At 60.9% G+C, this 23,594-nt stretch carries 21 protein-coding genes and 1 riboswitch; of the genes, 20 read left to right on the top strand and 1 reads right to left on the bottom strand.

All coding sequences use genetic code 11. From position 1 onward, the window contains the following. Window positions 1-84 precede the first annotated feature (84 nt). The 3 genes from istA to P6U29_RS35390 all read left to right on the top strand — a co-directional run bounded on the left by istA (window position 85) and on the right by P6U29_RS35390 (window position 3,229). Window positions 85-1,626 (top strand): IS21 family transposase, encoded by a 1,542-nt coding sequence (istA, locus tag P6U29_RS35400; RefSeq protein ID WP_407119513.1) that lies wholly within the window; start codon window positions 85-87, stop codon window positions 1,624-1,626. 11 nt (window positions 1,627-1,637) lie between these two features. Beyond that, window positions 1,638-2,381: an IS21-like element helper ATPase IstB gene (gene istB / locus P6U29_RS35395; protein ID WP_407112755.1), complete on the top strand. Its 744-nt coding sequence runs from the start codon at window positions 1,638-1,640 to the stop codon at window positions 2,379-2,381. Between the two features lie 173 nt (window positions 2,382-2,554). Then, the gene (locus P6U29_RS35390) at window positions 2,555-3,229 is read left to right on the top strand and encodes an IS630 family transposase (RefSeq protein WP_407119512.1); all 675 of its coding nucleotides are present in this window, start codon (window positions 2,555-2,557) and stop codon (window positions 3,227-3,229) included. Window positions 3,230-4,131: 902 nt separating this feature from the next. On the opposite strand, the gene P6U29_RS35385 is transcribed toward P6U29_RS35390, so the two are convergent. Beyond that, window positions 4,132-4,704 (bottom strand): hypothetical protein, encoded by a 573-nt coding sequence (locus P6U29_RS35385; RefSeq protein ID WP_407114803.1) that lies wholly within the window; start codon window positions 4,702-4,704, stop codon window positions 4,132-4,134. Between the two features lie 236 nt (window positions 4,705-4,940). On the opposite strand from P6U29_RS35385, the gene P6U29_RS35380 reads away from it, so the two are divergent. From P6U29_RS35380 to P6U29_RS35300, 17 genes are all read left to right on the top strand, one after another. Further along, window positions 4,941-6,098 (top strand): Tm-1-like ATP-binding domain-containing protein, encoded by a 1,158-nt coding sequence (locus P6U29_RS35380; protein ID WP_407114802.1) that lies wholly within the window; start codon window positions 4,941-4,943, stop codon window positions 6,096-6,098. Further along, entirely contained in the window at window positions 6,085-6,915 is an 831-nt protein-coding gene (locus P6U29_RS35375) for a phosphoenolpyruvate hydrolase family protein (protein WP_407114801.1), read from the top strand. The genes P6U29_RS35380 and P6U29_RS35375 overlap by 14 nt, the downstream gene beginning before the upstream one ends. 28 nt (window positions 6,916-6,943) lie before the next feature. Then, window positions 6,944-8,719, top strand: a complete 1,776-nt coding sequence (locus P6U29_RS35370) for an FAD-dependent oxidoreductase (RefSeq protein ID WP_407114800.1) — start codon at window positions 6,944-6,946, stop codon at window positions 8,717-8,719. A 366-nt stretch (window positions 8,720-9,085) separates the two neighbouring features. Further along, on the top strand, window positions 9,086-9,556 hold the full coding sequence (locus P6U29_RS35365) for an Lrp/AsnC family transcriptional regulator (protein ID WP_407119511.1): 471 nt from the start codon (window positions 9,086-9,088) through the stop codon (window positions 9,554-9,556). 118 nt (window positions 9,557-9,674) lie between these two features. Further along, window positions 9,675-11,087 carry a pyruvate kinase gene (gene pyk / locus P6U29_RS35360; protein WP_407119510.1) on the top strand — a complete coding sequence of 471 codons (1,413 nt, stop codon included), beginning with the start codon at window positions 9,675-9,677 and terminating at the stop codon, window positions 11,085-11,087. A 1,495-nt stretch (window positions 11,088-12,582) separates the two neighbouring features. Then, window positions 12,583-12,963: an IS66-like element accessory protein TnpA gene (gene tnpA, locus P6U29_RS35355; protein WP_407114617.1), complete on the top strand. Its 381-nt coding sequence runs from the start codon at window positions 12,583-12,585 to the stop codon at window positions 12,961-12,963. A gap of 34 nt (window positions 12,964-12,997) precedes the next feature. Further along, complete coding sequence (tnpB, locus tag P6U29_RS35350; RefSeq protein WP_091880705.1) at window positions 12,998-13,351, top strand: IS66 family insertion sequence element accessory protein TnpB; 354 nt, start codon at window positions 12,998-13,000, stop codon at window positions 13,349-13,351. A gap of 50 nt (window positions 13,352-13,401) precedes the next feature. Further along, window positions 13,402-14,967, top strand: a complete 1,566-nt coding sequence (gene tnpC / locus P6U29_RS35345; RefSeq protein WP_091880708.1) for an IS66 family transposase — start codon at window positions 13,402-13,404, stop codon at window positions 14,965-14,967. Continuing rightward, window positions 14,964-15,284, top strand: coding sequence for a plasmid pRiA4b ORF-3 family protein (locus P6U29_RS35340; RefSeq protein WP_407114799.1), 321 nt, complete (start codon window positions 14,964-14,966; stop codon window positions 15,282-15,284). Before tnpC ends, P6U29_RS35340 begins: the two co-directional genes overlap by 4 nt. Beyond that, window positions 15,185-15,565, top strand: a complete 381-nt coding sequence (locus P6U29_RS35335) for a plasmid pRiA4b ORF-3 family protein (RefSeq protein WP_407119509.1) — start codon at window positions 15,185-15,187, stop codon at window positions 15,563-15,565. The genes P6U29_RS35340 and P6U29_RS35335 overlap by 100 nt, the downstream gene beginning before the upstream one ends. Before the next feature lie 93 nt (window positions 15,566-15,658). Continuing rightward, the gene (locus P6U29_RS35330) at window positions 15,659-15,898 is read left to right on the top strand and encodes a hypothetical protein (protein ID WP_407114798.1); all 240 of its coding nucleotides are present in this window, start codon (window positions 15,659-15,661) and stop codon (window positions 15,896-15,898) included. Between the two features lie 98 nt (window positions 15,899-15,996). After that, complete coding sequence (locus P6U29_RS35325) at window positions 15,997-16,296, top strand: CbtA family protein (RefSeq protein ID WP_407114797.1); 300 nt, start codon at window positions 15,997-15,999, stop codon at window positions 16,294-16,296. Window positions 16,297-16,389: 93 nt separating this feature from the next. Then, window positions 16,390-16,609: riboswitch (cobalamin riboswitch) on the top strand. Window positions 16,610-16,730: 121 nt separating this feature from the next. After that, window positions 16,731-19,634: a ribonucleoside-diphosphate reductase subunit alpha gene (locus P6U29_RS35320; RefSeq protein WP_407114796.1), complete on the top strand. Its 2,904-nt coding sequence runs from the start codon at window positions 16,731-16,733 to the stop codon at window positions 19,632-19,634. Between the two features lie 10 nt (window positions 19,635-19,644). After that, window positions 19,645-20,799, top strand: a complete 1,155-nt coding sequence (locus P6U29_RS35315; RefSeq protein ID WP_407114795.1) for a ribonucleotide-diphosphate reductase subunit beta — start codon at window positions 19,645-19,647, stop codon at window positions 20,797-20,799. 1,355 nt (window positions 20,800-22,154) lie between these two features. After that, window positions 22,155-22,748, top strand: a complete 594-nt coding sequence (locus P6U29_RS35310; RefSeq protein ID WP_407114794.1) for a DUF6088 family protein — start codon at window positions 22,155-22,157, stop codon at window positions 22,746-22,748. A gap of 109 nt (window positions 22,749-22,857) precedes the next feature. Further along, on the top strand, window positions 22,858-22,959 hold the full coding sequence (locus P6U29_RS35305; protein WP_407119508.1) for a nucleotidyl transferase AbiEii/AbiGii toxin family protein: 102 nt from the start codon (window positions 22,858-22,860) through the stop codon (window positions 22,957-22,959). 257 nt (window positions 22,960-23,216) lie between these two features. Then, window positions 23,217-23,423, top strand: a complete 207-nt coding sequence (locus P6U29_RS35300) for a cold-shock protein (protein WP_407114793.1) — start codon at window positions 23,217-23,219, stop codon at window positions 23,421-23,423. Window positions 23,424-23,594 lie beyond the last annotated feature (171 nt).

Raw genomic sequence — 23,594 nt, 5'->3', positions numbered from 1 at the left:
GGTGACGAGGCCTCTTCTGGCTCCGATACGGTCCGCCTTTCGGCTTTGCGAAGGGGGACCTGGATGCCGACGGAGAGGTTTGCGATGCGCCATGTGCGCGATGTGATCAGATTGAAGTCGGCCGGGATGCCGACCCGCGAGATTGCGCGGCGGGTGGGGACAGCCCCTTCGACGGTGCGGTTGACGATCCACCGGTTCGAGGCGGCGGGGCTGACCTGGCCATTGCCCGACGCCATCACCGACGCTGTGCTGGAAGCCCGGCTGTTCGCCAGCGCGGGAGCCGGTCCCGGCACCCGGCGGGGCCATCGCCGGCAGGCCGAGCCGGACTGGGCGGCGGTGCACCGCGAGCTCCGGCGCAAGCACGTGACGCTGTCGATCCTGTGGGAGGAGTACATCGCGGGCGAGCCCGGCGGGTATCGCTATTCGCGTTTCTGCGAGCTCTACCGCGCCTGGGAAGGCCGGCTGTCGGTGACGATGCGCCAGTCGCATGCGGCCGGCGACAAGCTGTTCGTTGACTATGCCGGCGACGGCGTCCCGGTGGTGATCGACCGGCGCACCGGCGAGCGGCGCAGTGCGCAGATTTTCGTCGCGGTGCTCGGCGCATCGAGCTTCACCTACGCGCAGGCGACCTGGACGCAGGGGCTCGCCGATTGGATCAGCGGCCACGTCGGCGCCTTCGAGGCGATCGGCGGCGTACCGGCGCTGCTGGTGCCGGACAACACCAAAGTCGCTGTGATCAAAGCCTGTCTCTACGATCCCAGGATCAATCGCAGCTATGCCGACATGGCGGCGCATTACGGCACCGCCATTCTGCCGGCCAGGCCGCGACGGCCGCGGGACAAGGCCAAGGTCGAGCAGGCGGTCCTGATGGTCGAACGCTGGCTGCTCGGGCGGCTGCGCCACCGCACCTTCCACAGCCTCGCCGACGTCAACGCGGCGATCGCCGAGTTGATGATCCGGCTCAACGAGGAGCGACCGATTAGGCGGCTCGGTGTCACCCGCCGCAAGCTGCTGGAGGAGATCGACCGGCCAGCGCTGAAGGCCCTGCCGGAGAACCCTTACGAGTTCGCCGAGTGGCGGATCTGCCGGGTCAGCATCGATTATCACGTCGAGGTCGAGGCGCATTATTACAGCGTTCCGCATCGCTTCGTCCGCGCCGAGGTGGAGGTGCGCTTCACGGCTCGCACCGTCGAGATCTTCCACAAGGGTGAGCGGATCGCCGCGCATCAGCGCATGAGCGGCAACCACAAGCACACGACCGTGCCGGAGCATATGGCCTCCAGTCATCGGCGCTACGCTGGCTGGACCATCGAGCGCATCCGTAAGGACGCCGCCTCGATCGGGCCGGCCACCGCGGCGCTGTGCGACCTGATCCTCGACGAGCGGGCGCATCCGGAACAGGGCTTCCGCGCCTGTCTCGGCATCATCCGGCTCGCCCGATCCTACGGGCACGAGCGGCTCGATGCCGCCGCCATGCGGGCGATCGATATTGGCGCGCGCACGTACGGCTCGGTCAAATCGATCCTTGCCAACAATCTCGATCGGCGTCCTTCACCCAAGCGCTCCGCGGACGACGCGCCGATCCTTCATCCCAACATCGCACGCGGGCCGCGCTACTACAATTAGGAGATCACATCTTGCTCACGCATCCGACCCTCGATCAACTCTACGCGCTCGGCCTGCATGGCATGGCCAAGGCCTTCGCCGACATCGAAGCCGGCGGCGAGGCCGCAAGCCTCGGCCACGCCGAATGGCTTGCGCTGCTGCTCGAACGCGAAGCGTCATTACGACGCGACAAGCGGCTGTCGAAGCGGCTGCAATACGCCAAGCTGCGCCAGGAGGCCTGCGTCGAAGACATCGACTACCGCACTCCACGCGGCCTCGACCGCAGCCTGCTGACGAAGCTGGTCGAAGGCCGCTGGATCGATGACCACGCTAACCTGCTGATCTGCGGGCCCTCCGGCGTCGGTAAGAGCTGGCTCGCCTCAGCGCTCGGCAACAAGGCCTGCCGTGACAATCGCTCCGTGCTCTACCAGCGCGTCCCGCGGCTGTTCACCGATCTCGCTTTGGCGCGCGGCGACGGCCGCCACTCCCGCCTGCTGCGCGCGCTTGGCCGCGTCGATCTCCTCATCTTCGACGACTGGGGCCTCGAGCCGCTCGACGCCGCCGCCCGCCACGACCTCCTGGAGATCCTCGAGGACCGCTACGGCCGCCGCTCCACCATCGTCACCAGCCAGCTCCCGGTCGATCAATGGCACGCGCTGATCGGCGATCCCACCTACGCCGACGCCGTCCTCGACCGCCTGGTCCATAACGCCCACCGGATCGATCTCAACGGCGAAAGCATGCGGCGAACCCGCAAACCCGACCGAAAGGCTTGAGCCTGTGGCGCTGTGGACATGCCGCTACGCTTGGACAACGCAAGAGCGTCGCCCACATGCCCACAGCAGGAGCAACAGAAAAACCAACCCGTCGAGCCGCGATTCAAGATTGACCACGCGGCTTCGCCGATGCCAGAAACCAGACAGCCAGAACGCCTCGCGCCCCGGGCGACATCAAATCGGAATGGTGGGCGAGATCATCTCGGAATCCTGGGCGAGATCAAATCGGTACACCCGGGCGAGATCATCGGAATCAGCACGCCAGCGAGCAGGATCGTCCCGACGTCGTTGAGCGCCGGCAAGCGTGGCGGTGCGCGCAACCCAGCCTTGGCGGTCGGCTCATCTTCCTCGACGAGACCTGGACGACGACGGCGATGACGCGTCGTTACGCCTGGGCTGGGGTCGGCGAACGTGCCCTGGGCCATGCGCCGCACGGACATTGGAAGACGACGACGTTCCTTGCCGGCCTGACCCGCGAGGGGCTGATCGCGCCCTTTGTGCTCGATGGGCCTATCAACGCCGAGTGCTTCTTCGCCTACGTCGAGCAAATCCTCGTTCCGGTACTGCGCGCCGGCGACACAGTGATCCTCGACAACCTGTCGAGCCATAAGAATGAGGCGGCTGGGCGTCTCATCGCCGACGCCGGCGCGAGCCTCCTGTTCCTGCCGCCCTACAGTCCTGATCTCAATCCGATCGAGATGGCCTTCGCCAAACTCAAAGAATTGTTGCGACAAGCCCAGGCAAGAACCGTCGACGCACTCTGGGATCTCATCGGCCGCTCTCTGAGCCTCTTTACCCCCGAAGAATGCGCTAATTACATCCGCCATTGCGGGTACAATCCGTTTTGATCGCAACTCGCTCTAAACGCGTGTTGTGGCGAGAACAGGATCGTCGGGCGGATCACTCGAGCTGTTGGGGAAAAGGTGCGGTCGGTCGACATCGCCCGGCTGCTGATGGCGGTTAGAATCGAATGGTGGGCCGAGAGTTTCTCGATGCATCAGTCGAATGCCCATCCAACCTGTTGCCGGCCATCAGAAAAAGTCCGATCTGTGAGGGGGAGCTCGCGCACATGTGCATCGGCGCGCGCATGCGAGTCCGGGAGTGGCCCCGGAATCGAATTGAGCTGTCGGACCCGTTGGTATCTCTCTCCGAAACATCGCTCGTTCCTATGGAAGCACGCATTTGCCGCGAGAAACCTTTGGATTAGGAAATAAGCTCGCCCGCGTATTGTGCTGACGAAGTATCGGTTGCTCTTTCACAATCGCGCGGGCCGGTAGTGCCAGCGTGCCAGCGGCCACCTGTTAGATGAATCGTGCCCGTGCGACTCCGCAAATCGCGTTTCTAGAGCCGTGGGAAGGTAACTCTCGCATCAGACCTGGAAGACAGCTGCGCCTAATACGGTCGGTTTACCCAACGTTACCCCGATGCTGAGGTCGTGCACCGTGACCAATCCCACATCATTTGGATAATAGCGACCGGCGTCCAGAATTTGGTTCTGATTCTGATCTCTTGGCTCCGCTGGCAGACCGGCTCGTCTGCTTTCTCCCAAGACTTGAGCCGCTGCCGGAGAAATCCGGCAGCGGTGTTTTTTTGGAGCTTCATCATGCCCACTTTGCGGTCGAGATAGGTGATTGCAGCCAGTCCGATGGACGGACTATCGCGGAAAGCGGTCAGTCTTCTGGGGTCGTCAAGACAAACCCATCGTCAGGCAGCTGCGGATCTTAGAGAGCAGTCCCGCTCGTCACTTTCTTCAAGTTGGCCGCTTCGAAGTCGTCCCATCCAAAAGCGCGAACATTGGTAATGACGATCCGTGCTGGCCAAGGCTTACCAGCTCCATCTCCTCGCTCATCGTCCGTGTAAGAGCCTCTGCTGGTAGATGGATGAGTCCGTTCAGATGGGAGCCAAGTCGCTTCTCCGCTGCGGTAATTTCAGAATCGCTCGCGATGGCAAACAACGCCTTGAAACCATGGCTTGTGAACCATTCCATCCGCCGAAGTTCGAGCTCCTGTCCGGCATCAACCGGTACGCCCGCCGCCGACCGCTCGAGCATAGATGCGGGCGGGAAATTGGCGACGCCGGTGATGCCGGCATCCTTCAACGATTCGGCGATATCCTCCCAGCAAGCGAAGGGGTCGATCATGAGTATCGCTGCATAGACATAAGGAGCGGATGTTGCCTTGTCGAGGGTTAGCAAGTCTCGCAAAAGACAGTCGTTCCAGTCGAGGATTGGCAGGGTCGCCATGACCAGCAGGGAGCCTTCTGGAAGGCTGCGCAAAGAGGGCGCGTAGACGTGCAGTTGTGCGCCTTTAGCTATGTCCGACATGCGTGTGGCAAGTCTGCCGGGAACTCTCGCTCTCACCGTTTCTACCCAATGTTACCCAGTTGGACGCCTCACCGATCTTATACCCGGTTAGAGCCGGGTCTAGACCACCTGTTGTTAGGAATGGTTCTGGGAGGAAGATCGTGTCTCACCATTGTACGGACGACCACAGGTCGGGCCGGGATGGTAACCTGTCCGAACTGGCGACCGGATCCACGACTACGGACGCGGTCGCGATCGTGGCCACACTGGATACCAAAGGCCGCGAGGCGTCTTACCTTGCCGGCATTATCGAGGCGTGCGGACGCAAGACCATCCTGATCGACGTCGGCACTAAGAGGGATGACGGCGACAAACAAGCCGATGCGAAGACCCCCACCGAACTCTTGAAGCAGATTGCTGAAAGGACGCGCAGCAAGGTTGGGGACCTCGTGGGATCAGGAACGATCAGCGCGATTATCGGGGTTGCGGGTGGCAAGGGGAGCGCGGTTTTCGGCGAGGTTGTGTTTGAGCTGCCTTATGGCTTTCCGAAACTTCTGGTGAGCAGCGCAAGGCCTGCGCTACTCGCCGAATTGGCCACTCACAGCGACATCATCCTCTATCCGACGCTGGTCGATCTCTTCGGCATCAATGTCTTTACCACAAGGGTGCTCGAGAACGCGGGGCGGGCCATTGCGGCCACGCGCTATGCTCCCGCCAAGCTTGGACGAGACAAGAAGATCGTTGCGATCACTGCCTTCGGCGTGACCACGCCAGCGGCGAATCAGTGCGCAGCGCGGCTTGCCGACGCCGGCGTAGACGCAATCGTCTTTCCGGCTAACGGGGCGGGCGGCCGTAAAATGGAGCAGCTGATCGCGGCTGGTGAATTCGACGCCGTCATTGATTTGACCACAACGGAGCTCGCAGACGAAATCGTTGGAGGCACCGCAAGCGCGGGTCCGGATCGGCTCAACGCAGCGTCGCGGCAAAAGATTCCGCAAGTGATCGCGCCCGGTGCGGTCGATATGGTCAATTTTGGGCTGCCATCGAGCGTTCCTGATCAGTTTCGCGGTCGGCAGTTCTACGCCCATACGCCTTACACGACGCTCATGCGCACAACTGCGTCTGAGAACGCGAGCATTGGCCGGCTCACGGCAGAACGACTATCGCGAGCAAAAGGACCCGCAATGGTCCTTTGGCCGGCGAAAGGCGTATCCGATTACGACCGGCAAGGCGGCATCTTCTACGATCCCGACGCCGACAAGGCTTGGCTGGATGCGGTCAAGGAACATCTCTCCGCGCACGTCATGGTCCGCCACCTGAACTGTCACATTAACGATGGCGAGTTCGCCGAGGCTGCCACGGCATGGATCCTGGAACAACTCACGCAAGAAGGTTCATCCCATGCGGATGTTTGAGCGAACGGAAATCCTTTCCAGGATCGAAGGACAGGTGGCGGAGCGAAAAGCAATTCTCGCGGCAGGAAGTAGCTGCGGCCTGGTCGCGAAATGTGCCGTTCTTGGAGGTGCCGACATGCTGGTGGTCTACTCGACCGGCCTGTCGCGTCTGATGGGGCTTCCCACGAGCCGGATTGGCGATTCCAACGCACGCACGTTGGAGCTTGCGGCGGAAATTCGTAACGTGGTGTCTTCCGTGCCGGTGGTTGGCGGTATTGAGGCTTGGGATCCTCTCCGGCTCGACCTCGATGCTCTTTTGGACAAGTTCTGGGCTGCCGGGTTCTCCGGCGTCATCAACTATCCGACGATCTCCACCATGGGTGACAACTGGCGTGACCGCCGCGGCCGCGTCGGCCTCGGCTTTGAACGTGAGGTCGAACTGATCGCTCTCGCGCGCAAGAAGAATATCTTTTCGCTCGCCTATGTCGCAAGCCCTCAAGACGCCAAAGCGATGGCAAGTGCGGGGGCCGACTGCATCGTCCCACATGTCGGCGCAACGCGCGGCGGCCTGGTCGGTCATGAGGACGGGCAATCCATAAAGGAGGCGATCCGGCGCATCAATGAGATCAACGCGGCGGCGCGAACAGTCCGGTCGGACGTCCTCTCGCTTTGCCATGGTGGGGCAATTGCCGAGCCTGAAGATACGATCGAGGTCTATCGGACGACCGAGTGTGTCGGCTTTGTTGGCGCATCCTCAATTGAAAGAATTCCAATTGAGCGGGCAGTGAAAACAGCGGCGGCGGAATTCAAAGCTGTTCCGCTTCCGCAAACTCATTGACGTTCACTGCAACGTGCAGCGAGGCCGCATGAACACACCAAATGGAGCTAAACCGGACACGATCGCTTTCGCCTCCAAAGGAAGGACGAGGGCGGATCAGGACTGGGAGACAGATGTCCTCGTGATCGGCAGCGGCGCGGCTGGACTGTCGGCGGCGCTCTATGCGGCAAAGGCCGGACTGCGCGTCATTGTATGCGAGAAATCTCCGCGACTTGGCGGAACGACGGCCCTGTCCAACGGCATGATCTGGGTTCCGTGTTCTGCTCAGGCGCGCGCGGCTAACATCGATGACACCATCGCCAATGCGAGGACATACCTGCAGCATGAACTCGGCGTCCATTATCGTGCGCAATTCATTGATGCTTATCTTGAAGACGGCCCGGCGGCGCTAGCCGCGCTCGAGAACGGCACGAGTGTCAAGTTTACCTTGGCCTCTACGCCCGATTATCACTCGAGCCAACTTGGCGGCGCTGATACGGGACGAGCACTGAGCCCCGCCCCATATGATGGGCGGCTTCTAGGCAACGACTTCGATTTGATTGGTGACCCCATTCGCGTTGTGCTCGGGGGCATGATGATCTCATCGAGTGAGGTGAGAAGCTTTCTCAACCCGCTCCAATCTGTTGCGTCGCTCAAGCACGTCTTAACTCGCCTGAACCGCTATGCGCGGGATCGGCTCACCTTCAGGCGTGGTACTGAGCTCAGCGGCGGGAATGCCTTGATCGCGCGGCTGCTGGTGAGCCTGCGCGAGTACGGCGTAGAAATTTGGCCATCTTCTCCAGCGCGCGAACTCATCAAGGAAGGCGGGCGCGTCACGGGTGCTGTTGTCAAGCGGATCAACCTTGACATCCGCGTGCGCGCCTCGCGTGGTGTTGTTCTTGCAACTGGCGGCTTTGCCCGGAACGCGCAGTTGAGGGCGGACCTCAGTGGCGCACACCAGCATGACGTTACGTTGGCCCACGCCGATGTTAACGGTGACGGCATTGAGCTTGCAACCACACTCGGGGCCGCCATCGACAAAGATGTCGCATCCGCCGGCTTCTGGACCCCAGTGTCAATCCTGAAACGCGGCAGCGGCTCGCAGGTCGTGCCATACGGCTGGCTCGACCGCGGCCGTCCTGGGGTCATTGCTGTCGGTCCAAATGCCAGACGCTTCGTCAACGAATCGAATTCGTACCACGATATTTGCCTGGCAATGTTTGAAAACGGATATCCAGCAGATAAGCGATTCTACTTCATCTGCGATCACCAGTTTGTGCGATTGAGGGGCATGGGACACCTGCTGCCATGGCCCTGGACGTTGAGCATCGGTAAATATGTCCGCCTTGGCTACATCAAGGCAGGTGAAACGATCTCGGAGCTCGCAAAGCAGCTGGGACTAGATTCCGCTGTGCTTCAAAAGACGATCGAGGAACACAACGCGCACGCTGCCCAAGGACGCGATCCCGTTTTTAAGCGTGGGGAATCGGCTTTCAATCGAACGCTCGGCGATCCGACCGTGGGAAAAAATCCAAATCTTGGACCAATCAAAGACGGACCATTTGTCGCATTGCCGATCGTTCCGGCAACGCTTGGCACGGCGACCGGATTGGCGACCGACAGTTACGGAAACGTCCTGGATGCACAAGGCAACGCAATCCAGGGTCTTTATGCTTGCGGCAACGACATGACGTCGCCGATGCGCGGAATTTATCCCGGGGCAGGCATAACGATCGGTCCGGCCATCGTATTCGCCTATCGCACCGTCAACGCAATAATGCTTTCCGCCGATCAGGAGCAAAAAGCCATCGCTTCCGGAGCTTGACCGTCTATCACACTCGTGTGTTGGCGGGGAATATGTGCTCGGGTCCGGGGCGCGCATCGATAGAACTGGAGTCGGACAGCCTTCATCAGCAGCTCTCAGCGGACGTGGCTCCCGACCCGCGACATTATCGAATTGGCGGCCGGTTCGAGCGTGGTGAGCCCCGGCGGAGGGGGAGATCGCCGCACCACCTGTCTTCGATGTATCGCAAAGAGCTGGGCTCCCATAGGTGTTCAAAGGCACATGACAACGGGAGAAATCGATCGTTCAACAGCTAGGCTGCGTACTGACGAATCGAAAATGTCAGGACAAGCCGCGCAGGCGTCTGCTGCCCCGACGCGATCGAAATCCGCCGGCCGCGAGGCAGTGATGCAACTCGACAAGATCGATTTTCGTCTTCTTGATCTCATCCAACGAAACAATCGCCTCTGTAGTGAACAACTTGGCGGGAAGGTCGGCCTATCTGCATCCGGAGTTCAACGTCGGCTGAAGCGCCTTCGATCCAAGGGTGTCATAGAGGCCGACATTTCCATCATTTCTCCAAAAGCAATTGGGCGGAATGTGACGGCAGTGGTTCTCATCTCCTTAGAGCGCGCGCGTGCCGACACTGTTGATCGCCTAAAGCGGCAAATTCGCAAGATGCCTGAAGTGATGAGCGCATTCTACGTTACAGGTCTGGCCGATCTCGTCTTGCTAGTTACCGTAAACGATATGGAGGATTACGAGCGGTTTGCACGGCGTCTTACAGAGGATAGTTCAGACATAAAGCGCATTGAAACAATGGTTGTCATGGATCGGTTCAAAGTAGGATTCACTTTGCCAATAGCGTCCATCGCATAGTGTTAAGCGACTGCCGATGAGGACATTGGCTTGCACAACTGCCGTCGACCGCAGTCCGTAAGGGTCGGCTTTGGACTTTATGGCTAGATCGATCACATTCTTTCAGATGGGGGATACGTTGCGTCGCTCGCGTCACGCCAAGATCGTGGCAACCGTCGGTCCGGCAAGTGCCGAGCCTGAGAAGATACGTGCTCTCTACCTTTCCGGGGTAGATATCTTTCGGCTAAACTTCAGTCACGGAACCCACAAAGACCACGCCAAGAGTTATGTGTGTATCCGTGAACTCGAGCGGGAATTCGGCCGGCCGATAGGCATCCTGCAGGATCTCCAAGGTCCAAAGCTCCGCATCGGCTCCCTTGAAGAAGGCACGCTGGCTTTGCGTGCCGGAGAAACGGTCCGCTTTGTGATCGATGGAGCCAAAGGAGCAAAGCAATCGATACCCTTGCCTCATCCGGAGATTTTTGCAGCCGTCCATCCCGGACAAGAACTTCTCATCGACGATGGCCGGGTGCGCTTGAAGATCACCGAGCCAGGAGACGGAGAAATCGTTGCGCAAGTGGCGGTCGGAGGCCTGGTCTCGGACCACAAGGGGGTCAACGTGCCGGGGGCCATGCTCGACTTATCTCCGCTCACCAAGAAAGATCGCGCCGACCTTGCGTTCGGTATTGATCTTGGGGTCGACTGGGTGGCCTTGTCCTTTGTTCAGAAACCGTCCGACCTGATCGAGGCGCGCGCCATCATTGGCGAGGCCGCAGGTTTGATCGCCAAGATCGAGACGCCGATGGCGCTCGATCGTATCGACGACATCATTGGGTTGTCGGACGGCGTTATGGTGGCGCGCGGTGATCTTGGCGTCGAGATTCCAGCCGAGGAGGTCCCTGGCCGGCAAAAGGAGCTCGTGCGCGCCTGTCGGCGTGCCGGAAAATCCGTCATCATCGCAACGCAAATGTTGGATTCCATGGTGGCTGGGCCGACGCCGACGCGGGCGGAAACCTCAGATGTCGCGACCGCCATCTATGATGGAGCCGATGCTGTGATGCTATCTGCTGAATCCGCAAGCGGGGCCTACCCGATTGACGCTGTTGCCATGATGGATCGCATCATCAAAAGCACGGAGCGGCATCATCTCTATCGGTCGCTGATCGAAGCTTCTCGAGCTGACGTGGACAGTACCCCTTCGCATGCCGTCGCGGCCGCAGGGGCAGATCTTGCCGCTACAATTGGCGCCAAAGTCATCATCGGCTTCACGGCAGGCGGGACGACGGCCGCTCGGATCTCGCGCAGCCGGCCGCCGGTGCCGATCCTTGCCCTTACTCCGGATGAGAGAGTGGCTCGGCGCATGAGCTTGTTGTGGGGGGTGCACAGTGCGGTGTCCAGCGATCCTTCTGGCTATGAGGAGATGACGCGCATCGCCTCGGCGGCCGCGCACCACGAGGGCTATATTCGATTGGGCGACTTGGCTGTGATCGTCTCTGGAGTGCCGTTTGGACTTAGAGGCGCGACAAACAATCTTCGCGTTGTCGCTTGTTAAGACAATGCCCTTGAATCGCGCTGCGAAAGGCCACCCGATCGCCATATGGACCACGCTCAGGATTCAGCTGTGACGGGACGCCGATATTGCTTGAGTTCGAGGCGGCATCAGCCTTCCAAGCTGAATACGAGGGTTCGCTTCCCTTCACCCGCTCCATGGCACGATTTTTCGCGCTAATCTACGATATGATGCGATCGCGTTCGTTCGACGGTTGCGCCTGGGGCTTCATCAGCTGTACCCAATATCGCCCCATGCAAAGGTGAGGCTCTGCAAGATGCCCAATGATCGATTGAAGCGAGAGTTCAGTTTTTTTAGGTGGTTAGAGGGCTGCCTGTGCGCGACGTGTGCACCGGGAGATCAAAAAAAAATTTCTCACAGCCAGCGTGTGCAGACTCCGAAGCTCGATAGAGCCGCTCAGCGAACAGGGCGCACGTCATAAATTTCCGAGAGCAGGGGTATCCGCAGCAACTGACGAGCGGTGTCAGTTGTCTGGGGCGCTATGTGCTCATGGGATAAAAGGCGACGGCATCGTGCCAACAGTCGAGGTAGCTTTACGATCACGCTACAACGTCAACTACTCGCGCTCGTGGATCGTAGAGGCACTCCGCATGAACCCATTGGTCATGCCGGACGAAACCTGAAGTCTTCGTAGGACCGCCCCAGATTTCGAGTGGGGGGCCTAATAAGGTATGGTTGGCAAGCTCGAAGCCGTTTGAAGTACTTCAACGTCCTGCTTGAACTTGTCGATGTTTAATTGGTTCTTGATTTGGGGACCACCTTCAATCGTTCCGTGGATATCGATCCCGACTCGTGAGTTCAACGAGGTTCTTTAGGCTCCCTCCTTCGACGGAGGCAGTTAGTCGTGCGAGCCAGGTACTGCCGGTGCTCCGTGGCTGAGTAGGTTGTCGTGACACTCCAGAAGCGAGAGACATGACTGACTGGTTGGCCATATGCACGTCGATATGCTTCCTCGCCGATCGAACACGAGACGCGTGCAGATTGCGTGGAGGCGAACTGTTCCCTGATCCAGATGCGTGATCCGTTATATCGTAAATGAGCATTGTCTCGTCCTTAATCCTGTCGCGGTCCGTGACTGTGCTCACGAGCGAACTGGGCCTCACGCAATCCTCATAATATTGGTCGAGGTGTTCGGATTTTGCCCGCGATCCCGGTGGCTCACTGACCATGAGTGGTAGGCTTAGGGGACACGGCGCGATTTGCGCCGTTCATCGGGCGAGCGTTTCGTAAGCTGCTCGGCGCCGAACCTTCGCCGAAGGACTGCGTTGGCTATTTCCAGCGCTGTGAGAATGCGTTCCGAGCGGCCGCCGGGGCCAAGATTGCCCGCACCGGGGTGGCATGAGCACGTTTCGCTCGATCGTGTTCTCGTCGGTGATCGCCGGCTTCATCGTAAGCGTAGCGCCGAGGCCCTTTGGATTGTTTGTGCGGAGTCTTGAGAGCACCGTTAGAAGAGTCATCTTCTGGAAGGGTGCTCACAATGGACGACCATTCTGACGACATAAGACGACCGTTGTCACCGCGTATTGAAGTGTTCGCTGGCGCAGGTCGAAAGCGCTGGCCGGATGATTTGAAGGCACAGATTGCCGCGGAAAGCCTCGAGCCGGGGGCGGTTGTCACAGACGTCGCCCGTCGCCATGGCTGCCGGCCCCAGCAGGTGCATGACTGGCGGCGCCGGGCGCGTTTGGGCCAGTTGGTGCTGCCAGCTTCGGCGGAGACGCTGTCGTTCGTGCCGGTGGTGTCGGAATCGGCGCTACCGGCGGCCGCAGAGCCCACCGGGTCGCCGGAAGCAGCCGTTGTGACGGTTGAGCTCCAGGGGGCACGAGTGGAGGTGCGGGGGCGCCTGGCCTTGCTGTGTTGAGTGATGTGTTCTTGGCGCTTCGACGGACACGTTCATGCTGACGCCGCCTGCGAACCTTACGATTTACGTGGCGACGCAACCTGTGGACTTCAGAAAAGGTGCGGAGGGCTTGGCGCTTTTGGCGAAGGAGACGCTGGGCCATGATCCGATGAAGGGCGTGGCGGTGGTGTTCCGCGCGAAGCGCGCCGATCGGGTGAAGATTGTCGTCTGGGATGGCAGCGGCCTTGTGATGTATTGGAAGCGGCTCGATAGCAACGGCTTCAAATGGCCTCCCATCGTGGCCGGCGTGATGCGGATGAATGCCGCGCAGTTGTCGGCGCTTCTGGCCGGCATGGATTGGACGCGGATGCACGCGCCTCGGATCCCGCAGCCGAAAGCGCTTGCGTAAAGATACAAATCTCGCTGCATCGGGGCGCGAAGCATGGCAGACTCGGGCCAATGAGTGATTTGCCTGATGAGCTGCCGAGTGATCCAGCTGAGTTGCGTGTCTTTGCCGCGGCTCTGCTGGATCGCTGCGCCAGGCTCGAGCGGTTGCTCAAGCTTGCAAAAGATGCGCAGTTCGGTCGGTCCTCGGAAAAGCTGGACGCTGATCAGCTGCAGCTTGTTCTGGAGGACATCGAAGAGGCCGTCGCGGCCCTCGAAGCAGCCGAGGATCGCGCCAATCCCAGAACCTGCGAGAAGAGGACGGCCGAGCGCAAAGCCAACCGTGGTCAGCTGCCGGAGCATTTGCCGCGCATCATCGAGACCCTGATGCCCGCTGCAACCTGCTGTCCGTCCTGCAAAGGCGATCTCTTTGAGATCGGTCACGATGAGAGCCAGAGGTTGGACGTCGTACCGGCGCAGTATCGCGTGATCGTCACCCGCCGGCCCAAACTGGCCTGCCGCGCCTGTCACGGTGTCATCCTCCAGCATGCTGCTCCCGAGCGACTGATCAGGGGAGGATTGCCCACCGAGCGGCTGGTCGCGCATGTGATCGACGCGAAGTATCATTGGCATTTGCCGCTTTATCGCCAGGCGCAGATGCTGGAGACCCACGGAATAGCGCTGGACCGTTCCACGCTCGCCTTCTGGGTCGGCTACGCCGCCCAGGAATTGAAGCCCTTGTGGCATCGTCTACGCCAGCTTCTGCTGGCCTCCTCGAAGCTCTGTGTCGATGAGACCCCGGCGCCGGTGCTGGATCCGGGGCGCGGCAGGACAAAAACCGGCTACTTCTGGGCGCTGTCACGCGATGACAGGCCTTGGGCCGGACCTGATCCGCCTGGGGTGGTCTATGCCTATGCACCGGGCCGCGGCGCCGTTCATGGCTTGCGGCTGCTTGAGGGCTATCGCGGCATCATCCACTGCGACGGCTATCAGGCTTACAAGACCATGACCCGAGAGACGCGTGCGGACGCCCTGTCCGGGACGCTCGCCTTCTGCTGGTCGCATCTGCGGCGCCAGTTTGTGAAGATCGAGCGGGAGGCTGCGCCGGCGCCAGCTCCGGTTGCCCGCGAGGCGCTCGCGCGCATTGCCCAGCTCTACGCGGTCGAGAAGGCACTGCGCGGCCGCTCTGCTTCCGAGCGCTGCGCCGGCCGACAAGCGCATGCCCGGCCTCTGGCTACAGCCTTGAAGCAGTGGTTTGAGGCCAAGCTTGATCACCTTGCGGGGAAGAGCGACACGGCGAAGGCTTTGCGTTATGCGCTACGCCATTGGGACGGCCTGACGCTCTACCTTGATGACGGGCGCATCGAGATGGACACGAATGCGGTCGAGCGTGCGATGCGGCCGATCAAGCTCAACGCCAAGAACTCCCTTTTTGCCGGTTGCGACGAAGGTGCCGAGAATTGGGCATTGCTGGCTTCGCTCATTGAGACCTGTAAGCTCAATGGCGTCAGTGCCGAGCACTGGCTCGCTGACGTTCTCGCCAAGCTCGTCAATGGTTGGCCTGCGGCGCGACTGGACGAACTGCTTCCCTGGGCATCGACCTATACGATGCATACACACGATCCGAGGCTGGCGGCATGAGCCTGAACACGACCGCGGTCCGGATCAAGGTGACCCTCAAGGATGTGAAGCCGGAGGTGATGCGTCGCCTTGTCGTACCCGTCACCCTGCGCCTTGATCGGTTGCATCTGACGCTTCAGGAGGCATTCGGCTGGACGAACAGTCACCTCTTCGAGTTCTTCGCTGGTGAGGTCCGTTGGGGGATTCTGATCCCCACAACGATTACGGCCACCAGCCCATGGATGCCCGCAAAGCGCGGCTTTGCGATATCGTTCGCGAGACCGGCGCCAAGACGATCCACTATCTCTATGACTTCGGCGACAGCTGGGACCATGTGATCAAGCTCGAAAAATGGTTCGAGAACACCACGACGGAGGGGCTTCCCTTCCTGCTCGAGGCCGCCGGCCGTTGTCCTCCGGAAGACGTCGGCGGTGCGCCAGGCTATGCCGAATACCTCGCCGCCATCAGCGACCCCGGCCATCCCGAGCACGAACACATGCGCCTCTGGGGCCCGGAGCGGTTCGATCCCAACGTCGTCGACCGGAAGGCGCTCGAAGCCGCCGTCAAGGCGTTGTCCGACACATGGATACCGCGGCGACGCGCCACGCGAACAAAATAGGCGTCAAGCGTCATTCAGAAGGGCTGCAGAGCTACGCTTACGCTTCATCGTTGGTCTCATGTCACGGTCGCCCAGCAATTCGGCACCGTCCCCTTGATCCTGAAGGCCGAGGTCTTCGAGAAGGCCGCGGAGACGCACCAGCATGACGCCGCGACCGCGACGCAGGGGGCTGCGGACGATCATGACCATTCGACGCACAGCCACGTCGACCACGACCACGGCACGGAAGCCTGGGAGCCGCGCGAAGGGCTCGAGCGCAACGCCTATACGGCTGCGGCCGATGTGCTGACCGCAATCGGCGCTGCTCTTGGCCGGCTTCTTCGCCGTCCGTAGCGGCGCGACTGGCAGCGGAGTTTCCTGGCACGAAGGCCTCTTGTGGGGCGGTCTTCACGGTCGCACCTGGGTTCGGCCTGCCCCCGGAATTGCCTGGCGTGCCGGCCGCGCCATTGCTGTCTCGCCAAATCTGGTGGCTCGCCGTGCTGGCGACGGCTGGAGGGCTTGCCTTGATCGCCTTTCGCCGTTCGGTGCCGGCGGCCATCGCCGGTGTGATCCTGCTGCTCTTGCCGCACCTGATCGGTGCGCCGGAGTTGGAGCACGTCGAGACCAACGTGCCGTCCTCGCTGTCGTACCAGTTCATGGTCGCGGTGACGCTGACGAGCCTGGTATTCTGGAGCCTATTGGGCGCGCTGACGAGCACGATCTTTGCGCGGCTCGATCGCGACTCGGCGTAGGTCTGGCCAGATCGCCGGGCCGGAACTCCCACATTCGACAACCAGTCTGAGCGGAAGCCTCAAACGAATCGTTGACACCCGTCCGCGAATACACCACATGTGGGGCGTCACGGTTCCGCTGGATCGCAAGATTTAGTGGCTAAGAGGGAAGCCGGTGAACTGCGCCTTTCGGCGCGGAATTCCGGCGCTGCCCCCGCAACTGTCAGCAGCGAGCTGCTTCCGACAATCGTCACTGGTGCTTTTTGCGCCGGGAAGACGGGAAGAAAGCTATGACCTGCGAGCCAGGAGACCTGCCGTGACGATCTGAACGTCCACGGGCGGGGTGTCCGGCGGTCGCTTGCATGCACCGTCCGGCGCTTTGCTGTCGGCGTTTCTGCGGCGTCCTTCCTTATCAGCCCCGTTCAAACATAACACGCGCATCACGGGGCCTATTGATGTCACTGAACCTGCACGACGCGGACACCGCTTCCGCACCCATCATCCAGTTGCGTCCGCAATCGCTTGCTGCTGCTGCGAGCGAGCCGGCGATGCAGATCATCCGCCGCAACGGAAAAGTTTCGCCGTTCGACTCCGCCAAGATCGCCGTCGCCATGACCAAGGCGTTCCTGGCGGTCGAGGGGACCAGCGCGGTCGCCTCGCGCCGCGTCCATGAGAGTGTCGAGCAGCTCACTGCCGAAGTCGTCACCGCGCTGATGCGGCGGGCAGGTGAAGGACGCACCTTCCATATCGAGGACGTGCAGGACCAGGTTGAGCTAGCCCTGATGCGCAGCGAACACCACAAGGTCGCGCGCGCCTATGTGCTGTACCGCGAGGAGCGTTCGCGCCAGCGCGCCGAGGAAGCCGCCGCCGAAGCCGAGCCCGCGGCAATGCCGTCCCTTCATGTCACGCTTGCCGACGGCTCGCGCGTCGGTCTCGACACCAAGCGCCTCGCCCTGATCATCGGCGAAGCCTGCGCCGGCCTCGATGGCGTGTCCGCCGCCCCTGTGCTCGCCGAAACCACGCGCAATCTCTACGACGGCATCAGTCAGGACGAATTGGCGCTGGCCGCGATCATGGCTGCGCGCACACTGGTCGAACAGGAACCGAATTACGCCTATGTCAGCGCGCGCCTGTTGCTTGACAAGCTCCGCGGCGAGGTGCTGTCCTATGTCCATGGCGTCCCGACGTCGGCCGCTCAGGCTGACATGGCGACGCGCTACGCCGAGTATTTTCTGGCCTATGTGAAGACGGGTATTGCGGCCGAACTGCTCGATCCTGAACTCGCCCGCTTCGACCTCGGCCGGATCGCCTCGGCGCTGAAGCCCGAGCGCGATTTGAACTTCCAGTTCCTCGGCCTCCAGACGCTGTACGACCGCTACTTCCTGCACGTGCATGGCAAACGCATCGAGCTACCGCAAGCCTTCTTCATGCGTGTCGCGATGGGCCTGGCCGTGCGCGAGATAGATCGCGAAGCCAGGGCTATCGAGTTCTACGACCTGCTGTCCTCGTTCGCCTTCATGGCCTCGACCCCGACACTGTTCAATTCGGGCACACTGCGCCCGCAGCTGTCCTCCTGCTTTCTTACGACCGTCTCGGACGACCTCGACGGCATCTTCGAGTCGGTCAAGGACAATGCGCTGCTCGCAAAATATTCCGGCGGCCTCGGCAATGACTGGACGCCGGTGCGCGGGCTCGGCGCCCACATCAAGGGTACCAATGGCGAGAGCCAGGGCATCATCCCGTTTCTGAAGGTCGCCAACGACACCGCCATCGCCGTCAACCAGGGCGGCAAGCGCAAGGGTGCGGTCTGCGCCTATCTGGAGACCTGGCACGTCGACATCGAGGAATTCCTCGATCTGCGCAAGAATACTGGCGACGACCGCCGCCGCACCCACGACATGAACACGGCGAGCTGGGTGCCGGACCTGTTCATGCAGCGCGTCGATACCGACGGCGAATGGACGTTGTTCTCGCCCGACGAGACGCCCGATCTGCATGATCTCTACGGTGAGGCGTTCAAGGCCGCCTATGAGTCGTATGAGGCCAAGGCAAAGGCCGGCGGCCTGCGCGTGTTCAAGACCGTACGGGCGACCGATCTCTGGCGCCGCATGCTGACGATGCTGTTCGAGACTGGCCATCCCTGGATCACCTTCAAGGATCCCTGCAATCTGCGCTCGCCGCAGCAGCACATGGGCGTGATCCATTCGTCGAACCTCTGCACCGAGATCACGCTCAACACCTCGGCTGACGAGGTCGCGGTCTGCAATCTCGGCTCCATCAACATGCTCGTTCATGTCGGTCCCGGTGGTCTCGACCAGGCCAAGCTGAAGCGGACGGTCACGACGGCCGTGCGGATGCTCGACAACGTCATCGACATCAATTTCTACACGATCCCGGAGGCGCGCCGTTCCAATATGCGCCATCGCCCGGTGGGCCTCGGCCTGATGGGCTTCCAGGAAGCGCTTCAGATCCAGCGCATTCCGACCGCGTCCGATGCAGCCGTCACCTTCGCCGATGTCAGCATGGAGGCGATTTCCTACCACGCGATCGAGGCCTCGTCGGATCTCGCCGCCGAGCGCGGACGCTATCCGAGCTTCGAGGGCTCGCTGTGGTCGAAGGGCGTCTTGCCGCTCGACTCCATCCAGCTGCTCGCCGACGCGCGCGGTGGTCTCGACGTCGATCGCTCCGCAACGCTCGATTGGGGTCGCCTGCGCAAGAAGGTCACTGCCAGCGGCATGCGCAACTCGAACGTCATGGCGATCGCGCCGACGGCGACCATCTCCAACATCTGCGGCGTTTCGCAGTCGATCGAACCGAACTACCAGAACCTGTTCGTCAAATCGAACATGTCCGGCGACTTCACGGTCGTGAACGAGTTCCTCGTGCGCGACCTGAAGGGGAGGGGGCTGTGGGACGAGGTGATGGTCTCCGACCTCAAATATTTCGACGGCAGCGTCGGCCAGATCGATCGCGTGCCCGACGATCTCAAGGCGCTCTACGCCACGGCCTTCGAGATCGACAGCGCCTGGCTGATCGAGGCGGCCGCGCGCCGGCAGAAGTGGATCGACCAATCGCAGTCGCTCAACCTCTACATCGCCAATCCCTCCGGAAAGAAGCTCGATGCGCTCTATCGGTTGGCCTGGCAGCGCGGCTTGAAGACGACCTATTACCTGCGCTCGCGCAGCGCCACGCATGTCGAGAAATCGACGCTGAAGGGCACGGACGGCAAGCTCAACGCGGTGTCCGCCGCGGTCGCCGTGTCGCGCGCGCCGATCATGATCCCGGCCGCCGCCGCACCGGATCTCGACGGCATCAAGGCTTGCCGGATCGACGATCCCGAATGTGAAGCGTGCCAGTGAGGAGATGACGATGCTCGATTGGTCCGATACCGAAACCACAGTGGCCGCTCCGGCTGCCTCAGGCCTCGCCACGGCACTGCGCCCGCAGACCCAGCTCATGCTCGAGCCGGTCGATCCGACCGGTTTGGGTACGATCGATCGCGCCGGCGGCCGCGTCTCGGTCGACGAGAAGCGGATGATCAACTGCCGTGCCGACGTCAACCAGTTGCTTCCGCTGAAGTACAAATGGGCCTGGGAGAAATATCTCTCCGGCTGCAACAATCACTGGATGCCGACCGAGGTCTCGATGCAGGCCGACATCGCGCTGTGGAAGTCGCGGGACGGCCTGACGGACGACGAGCGGCGCGCCATCAAGCGCAATCTCGGCTTCTTCGCGGCCTCGGAGTCGCTCGTCGCCAATAACATCGTGTTGGCAATCTACCGTCACCTCACCAATCCGGAATGCCGGCAATACCTCCTTCGGCAGTCCTTCGAGGAGGCGGTCCACACCCACACCTTCCAGTATATTGTCGAAAGTCTTGGTCTGGACGAGGGCGAGCTGTTCAACATGTATCGCGAGGTGCCGTCGATTACCGACAAGGCGGCCTGGGCGCTCAAGCACACGCAGCATCTCGATGATCCGTCGTTCCAGACTGGTACGCCGGACAATGACCGCGCTTTCCTGCGCGATCTCGTCGCGTTCTACGTCGTATTCGAAGGTATGTGGTTCTACACCGGCTTTGCGCAGATTCTATCGCTCGGCCGCCGCAACAAGATGGTCGGCATCGCCGAACAATACCAGTACATCCTCCGGGACGAGAGCATTCACCTCAATTTCGGTATCGACGTGATCAACCAGATCAAGATCGAGAACCCGCATCTGTGGACGCCGGCGTTCCAGGACGAGGTCCGCGGCATGATCCGCGACGCCGCCGAGCTGGAGGCTGCCTATGGCCGCGATACCATGCCGCGCGGCTTCTTGGGCCTCAACGCGGCGCTCTGCGAGCAGTACATGCACTTCATTGCCAACCGCCGCTGCGCGCAGATCGGCCTCGCGCCCGTCTTCGCCGAAGTCGAGAACCCGTTTCCATGGATGTCGGAGGCGATGGACCTAAAGAAGGAGAAAAACTTCTTCGAGACCCGCGTCATCGAGTATCAGAACGGCGGTGCGTTGAGCTGGGATTGATTAGAAGGGGCGAGGGTCTTGCGGCGGTACGCAAGGTCTGTTCGGGAAAGATAGTGATTCTCCGATCTTAGCTTCTGTGATTGGACATGAAAAAAACCGCGGCTGACGTACTTTCGACGAAGCTATGATCGACGTTTTTGGAATTGAACGATCTTGGCACCAGAAATACTGCGCGGCGAACGCGACGTTGCCGCGCGGTATTCTGCGTATTCGGAAACTCACACTCAGTCGGGCGGTTAACGAGCGCTCCTGCCCCTTGAGGTTGTAGCCGTAATCCGAGAACGCCCATCATCGAGACCACCTTGTAGTCGACCAGATCGGCGCCATCGAGATCCAGCCACACGTGCTGCCACTGATAGCGCTAGCGTGTAGGGCGGAGGCGGCGGGGTGCTGAAACAGGTTTGAGCGGAAAACGAGCCAAAAGAGCGGCAAAAGAAGAGTGTCTAATGAAACGTCCAACAAAACATCCAATACAAGAATTGGTGACATAAACATCTGAAATTAGTAAGGAAAGTCTCAATAAATATTTGAAGCAGAGCGCTTCACCCGCTCCAACGATTTCAAACACTTGCGCGCATCAGGTTTTGCCATTCCTACAAGCCGGGCTGCGGCATTCCTACAAACATTCGCGCAACGTTCGCCAGATCACTTCGGTGCGCTGGTCTTCCTGGCCCGCCGCTCGATGCGCTTGAGCATTTTGATTACGACGCGTGCGGCACTCCTGCGGTGCCGGACAAGCGGATCTCGCGCGGCCGCCGGGCCCGAGGTAGCAGTCTACACTCAAACACTGAGCGACGAGCGATCGATCCTCATCATCGCCTCGTTGTGGACGACGACGAGCCGCATGCCAGCCCGCAAGATCATTGAGCCCGTGTTTGGCAAGCCGGGCACACGGGAGCGGGGTTAGGTTCATGTCCTTGATCTGGAAGCTGCGGTCGGATCGAGCACACGGGGTTCGGTAGCTATGCCTTGGATCGCCGCTATTCCAGGCGAGAACGAGGTCGAACTCCAAGCCCGCGGCCAACATGGGATGCCGACAAGGGGAACGGTGCGTAAGTGCACTCGCTGGTCTTGCCGTATTGTCGCGACGGGGCGGCGGATGCGGCTGGGGCAAACACAGACGGCGCAATTTCATTGTCGCTGAGCGCCGGTGTCGATGTCTATTTTCCCGGGAGCTGGAGATCTCTGGCGGGCAAACGAAACGTCGGCAGAGCTTCATTCGGCGTGAATGGGGGATTGGTTTTCCCTGGCTAGCGACAAATCGCGAAAGTGATGAGTTCCGGGTCACCCTCGCGGGGATGGCCGGGTCAGGCTGTCAGAAGTTCTCCTACGTTTCTGACACTGGAGCGTGAGCCATGACCCACCTGAGCACCCGGATTCTGGAAGCAACCAAAGAATTGCCCGAGGGCGCACCGATCGCTGCGAAGGCGCTTTTGCATCTTGGAAAGCGTGCTGCCGTCGATCAGGCTCTTTCGCGTCTTGCCGAGCGAGGAAGACTTCTGCGCGCGAGACGAGGGATATATTTGCGTCCAGTTGAAAGCCGTTTCGGAGTTAGAGCTCCATCGGTCGAGAAAGTCGTCGAGGAAACCAAGGTTCGCAGCGGCGAAACCATTGTTTCCAGCGGCGCGGCGGCGGCCAATCATCTTGGTTTGACGACGCAAGTACCTGTTCGCCAGGTTTATCTGACCTCTGGTCCTTCCCGCAGGCTCCGCCTTGGTAAGCAAGTCGTGGAGCTCAAGCATGCACCGCGTTGGCAGCTTGCCTTGGCGAACCGACGGACCGGTGAGGTAGTGCGTGCGCTTGCCTGGGTGGGCCCAGAGGCGGCAGAACGAGCATTGAGGTCCCTCAGTCAGAAATTAACTCCGACCGAAGTGAAGGAGCTGAAGTCTGCTGCTTCTTCCTTTCCGACTTGGCTTGCCAAGGCGGTAAGCGAACTCCGTGTCGGATAGATATCTAAAGCTGTCTCACGCCTAGCGCCAAGAGGCGCTCGGCGTTGCTGCGTCCAACTCAGGTCGTCCGGCACATCTTCTCGAAAAGGATGTCTGGGTCGTCTGGTGCCTGAACGCGCTCTTTTCCTCGCCTTTAGGCGAACATCTCGTCTTCAAAGGCGGAACTTCGCTATCAAAGGCTTACGGTGCGATCCGCCGTTTTTCGGAGTAATCCGGTCCCCCAAACTCGCAGTCAGAGCAAGAAGTGGAGCGCGCAGGCGCGAGAACGGCTCCCGGTCTGGGTGAAGGAGAAAGCATTACCGGTCGTCGAGCAGCGGCTGGAGGAAGACAAACTCGAGGCAACCGCTGAGGCCCAGGACGACAAGATTTTCGTAAGATACGATCCATTGGAGACCGGCAGTGGCTATGTAAGTCCCGCCGTTATGCTCGAATTCGGAGCACGATCGACGGGGGAGCCGAGCGAACTCCATGACGTGGTTTGCGACGCAGCGGAATATCTCAAGACCCTCGAGTGGCTTCATCCAACCGGAGGACGGCGGAGCTGACGTCTTCGTGCACATCAGTGCCGTCGAGAAGGCCGGCTACACCAATCTCGCGGAGGGCGCCCGGGTCAGCTACGAGCTGAAAGCCGGACGTTCTGGCAAGATGAGCGCGGAAAATCTCCGCATTGGCTGAGGACGTCAGGGCCCCGAGGAACCAAGCCAGGTTCATCGGTGTTCTGAATCGGCTTCCGGCTTGTCCGAGAAGCATCGATACGGCCTCAGCCTAATCCCCCCGGTGCCGCTGAGGCCGTTTCGTTGTCCGCACCATTGTGACCGGCTGGATAGTTAAACCTACGCGGCCAGT

Source organism: Bradyrhizobium sp. LMG 9283, assembly GCF_045571415.1.
Classification (GTDB): Bacteria; Pseudomonadota; Alphaproteobacteria; order Rhizobiales; family Xanthobacteraceae; genus Bradyrhizobium.
Note: the sequence above shows the minus strand (reverse complement) of the source record. Positions and strands in the feature narration are given on the sequence as shown.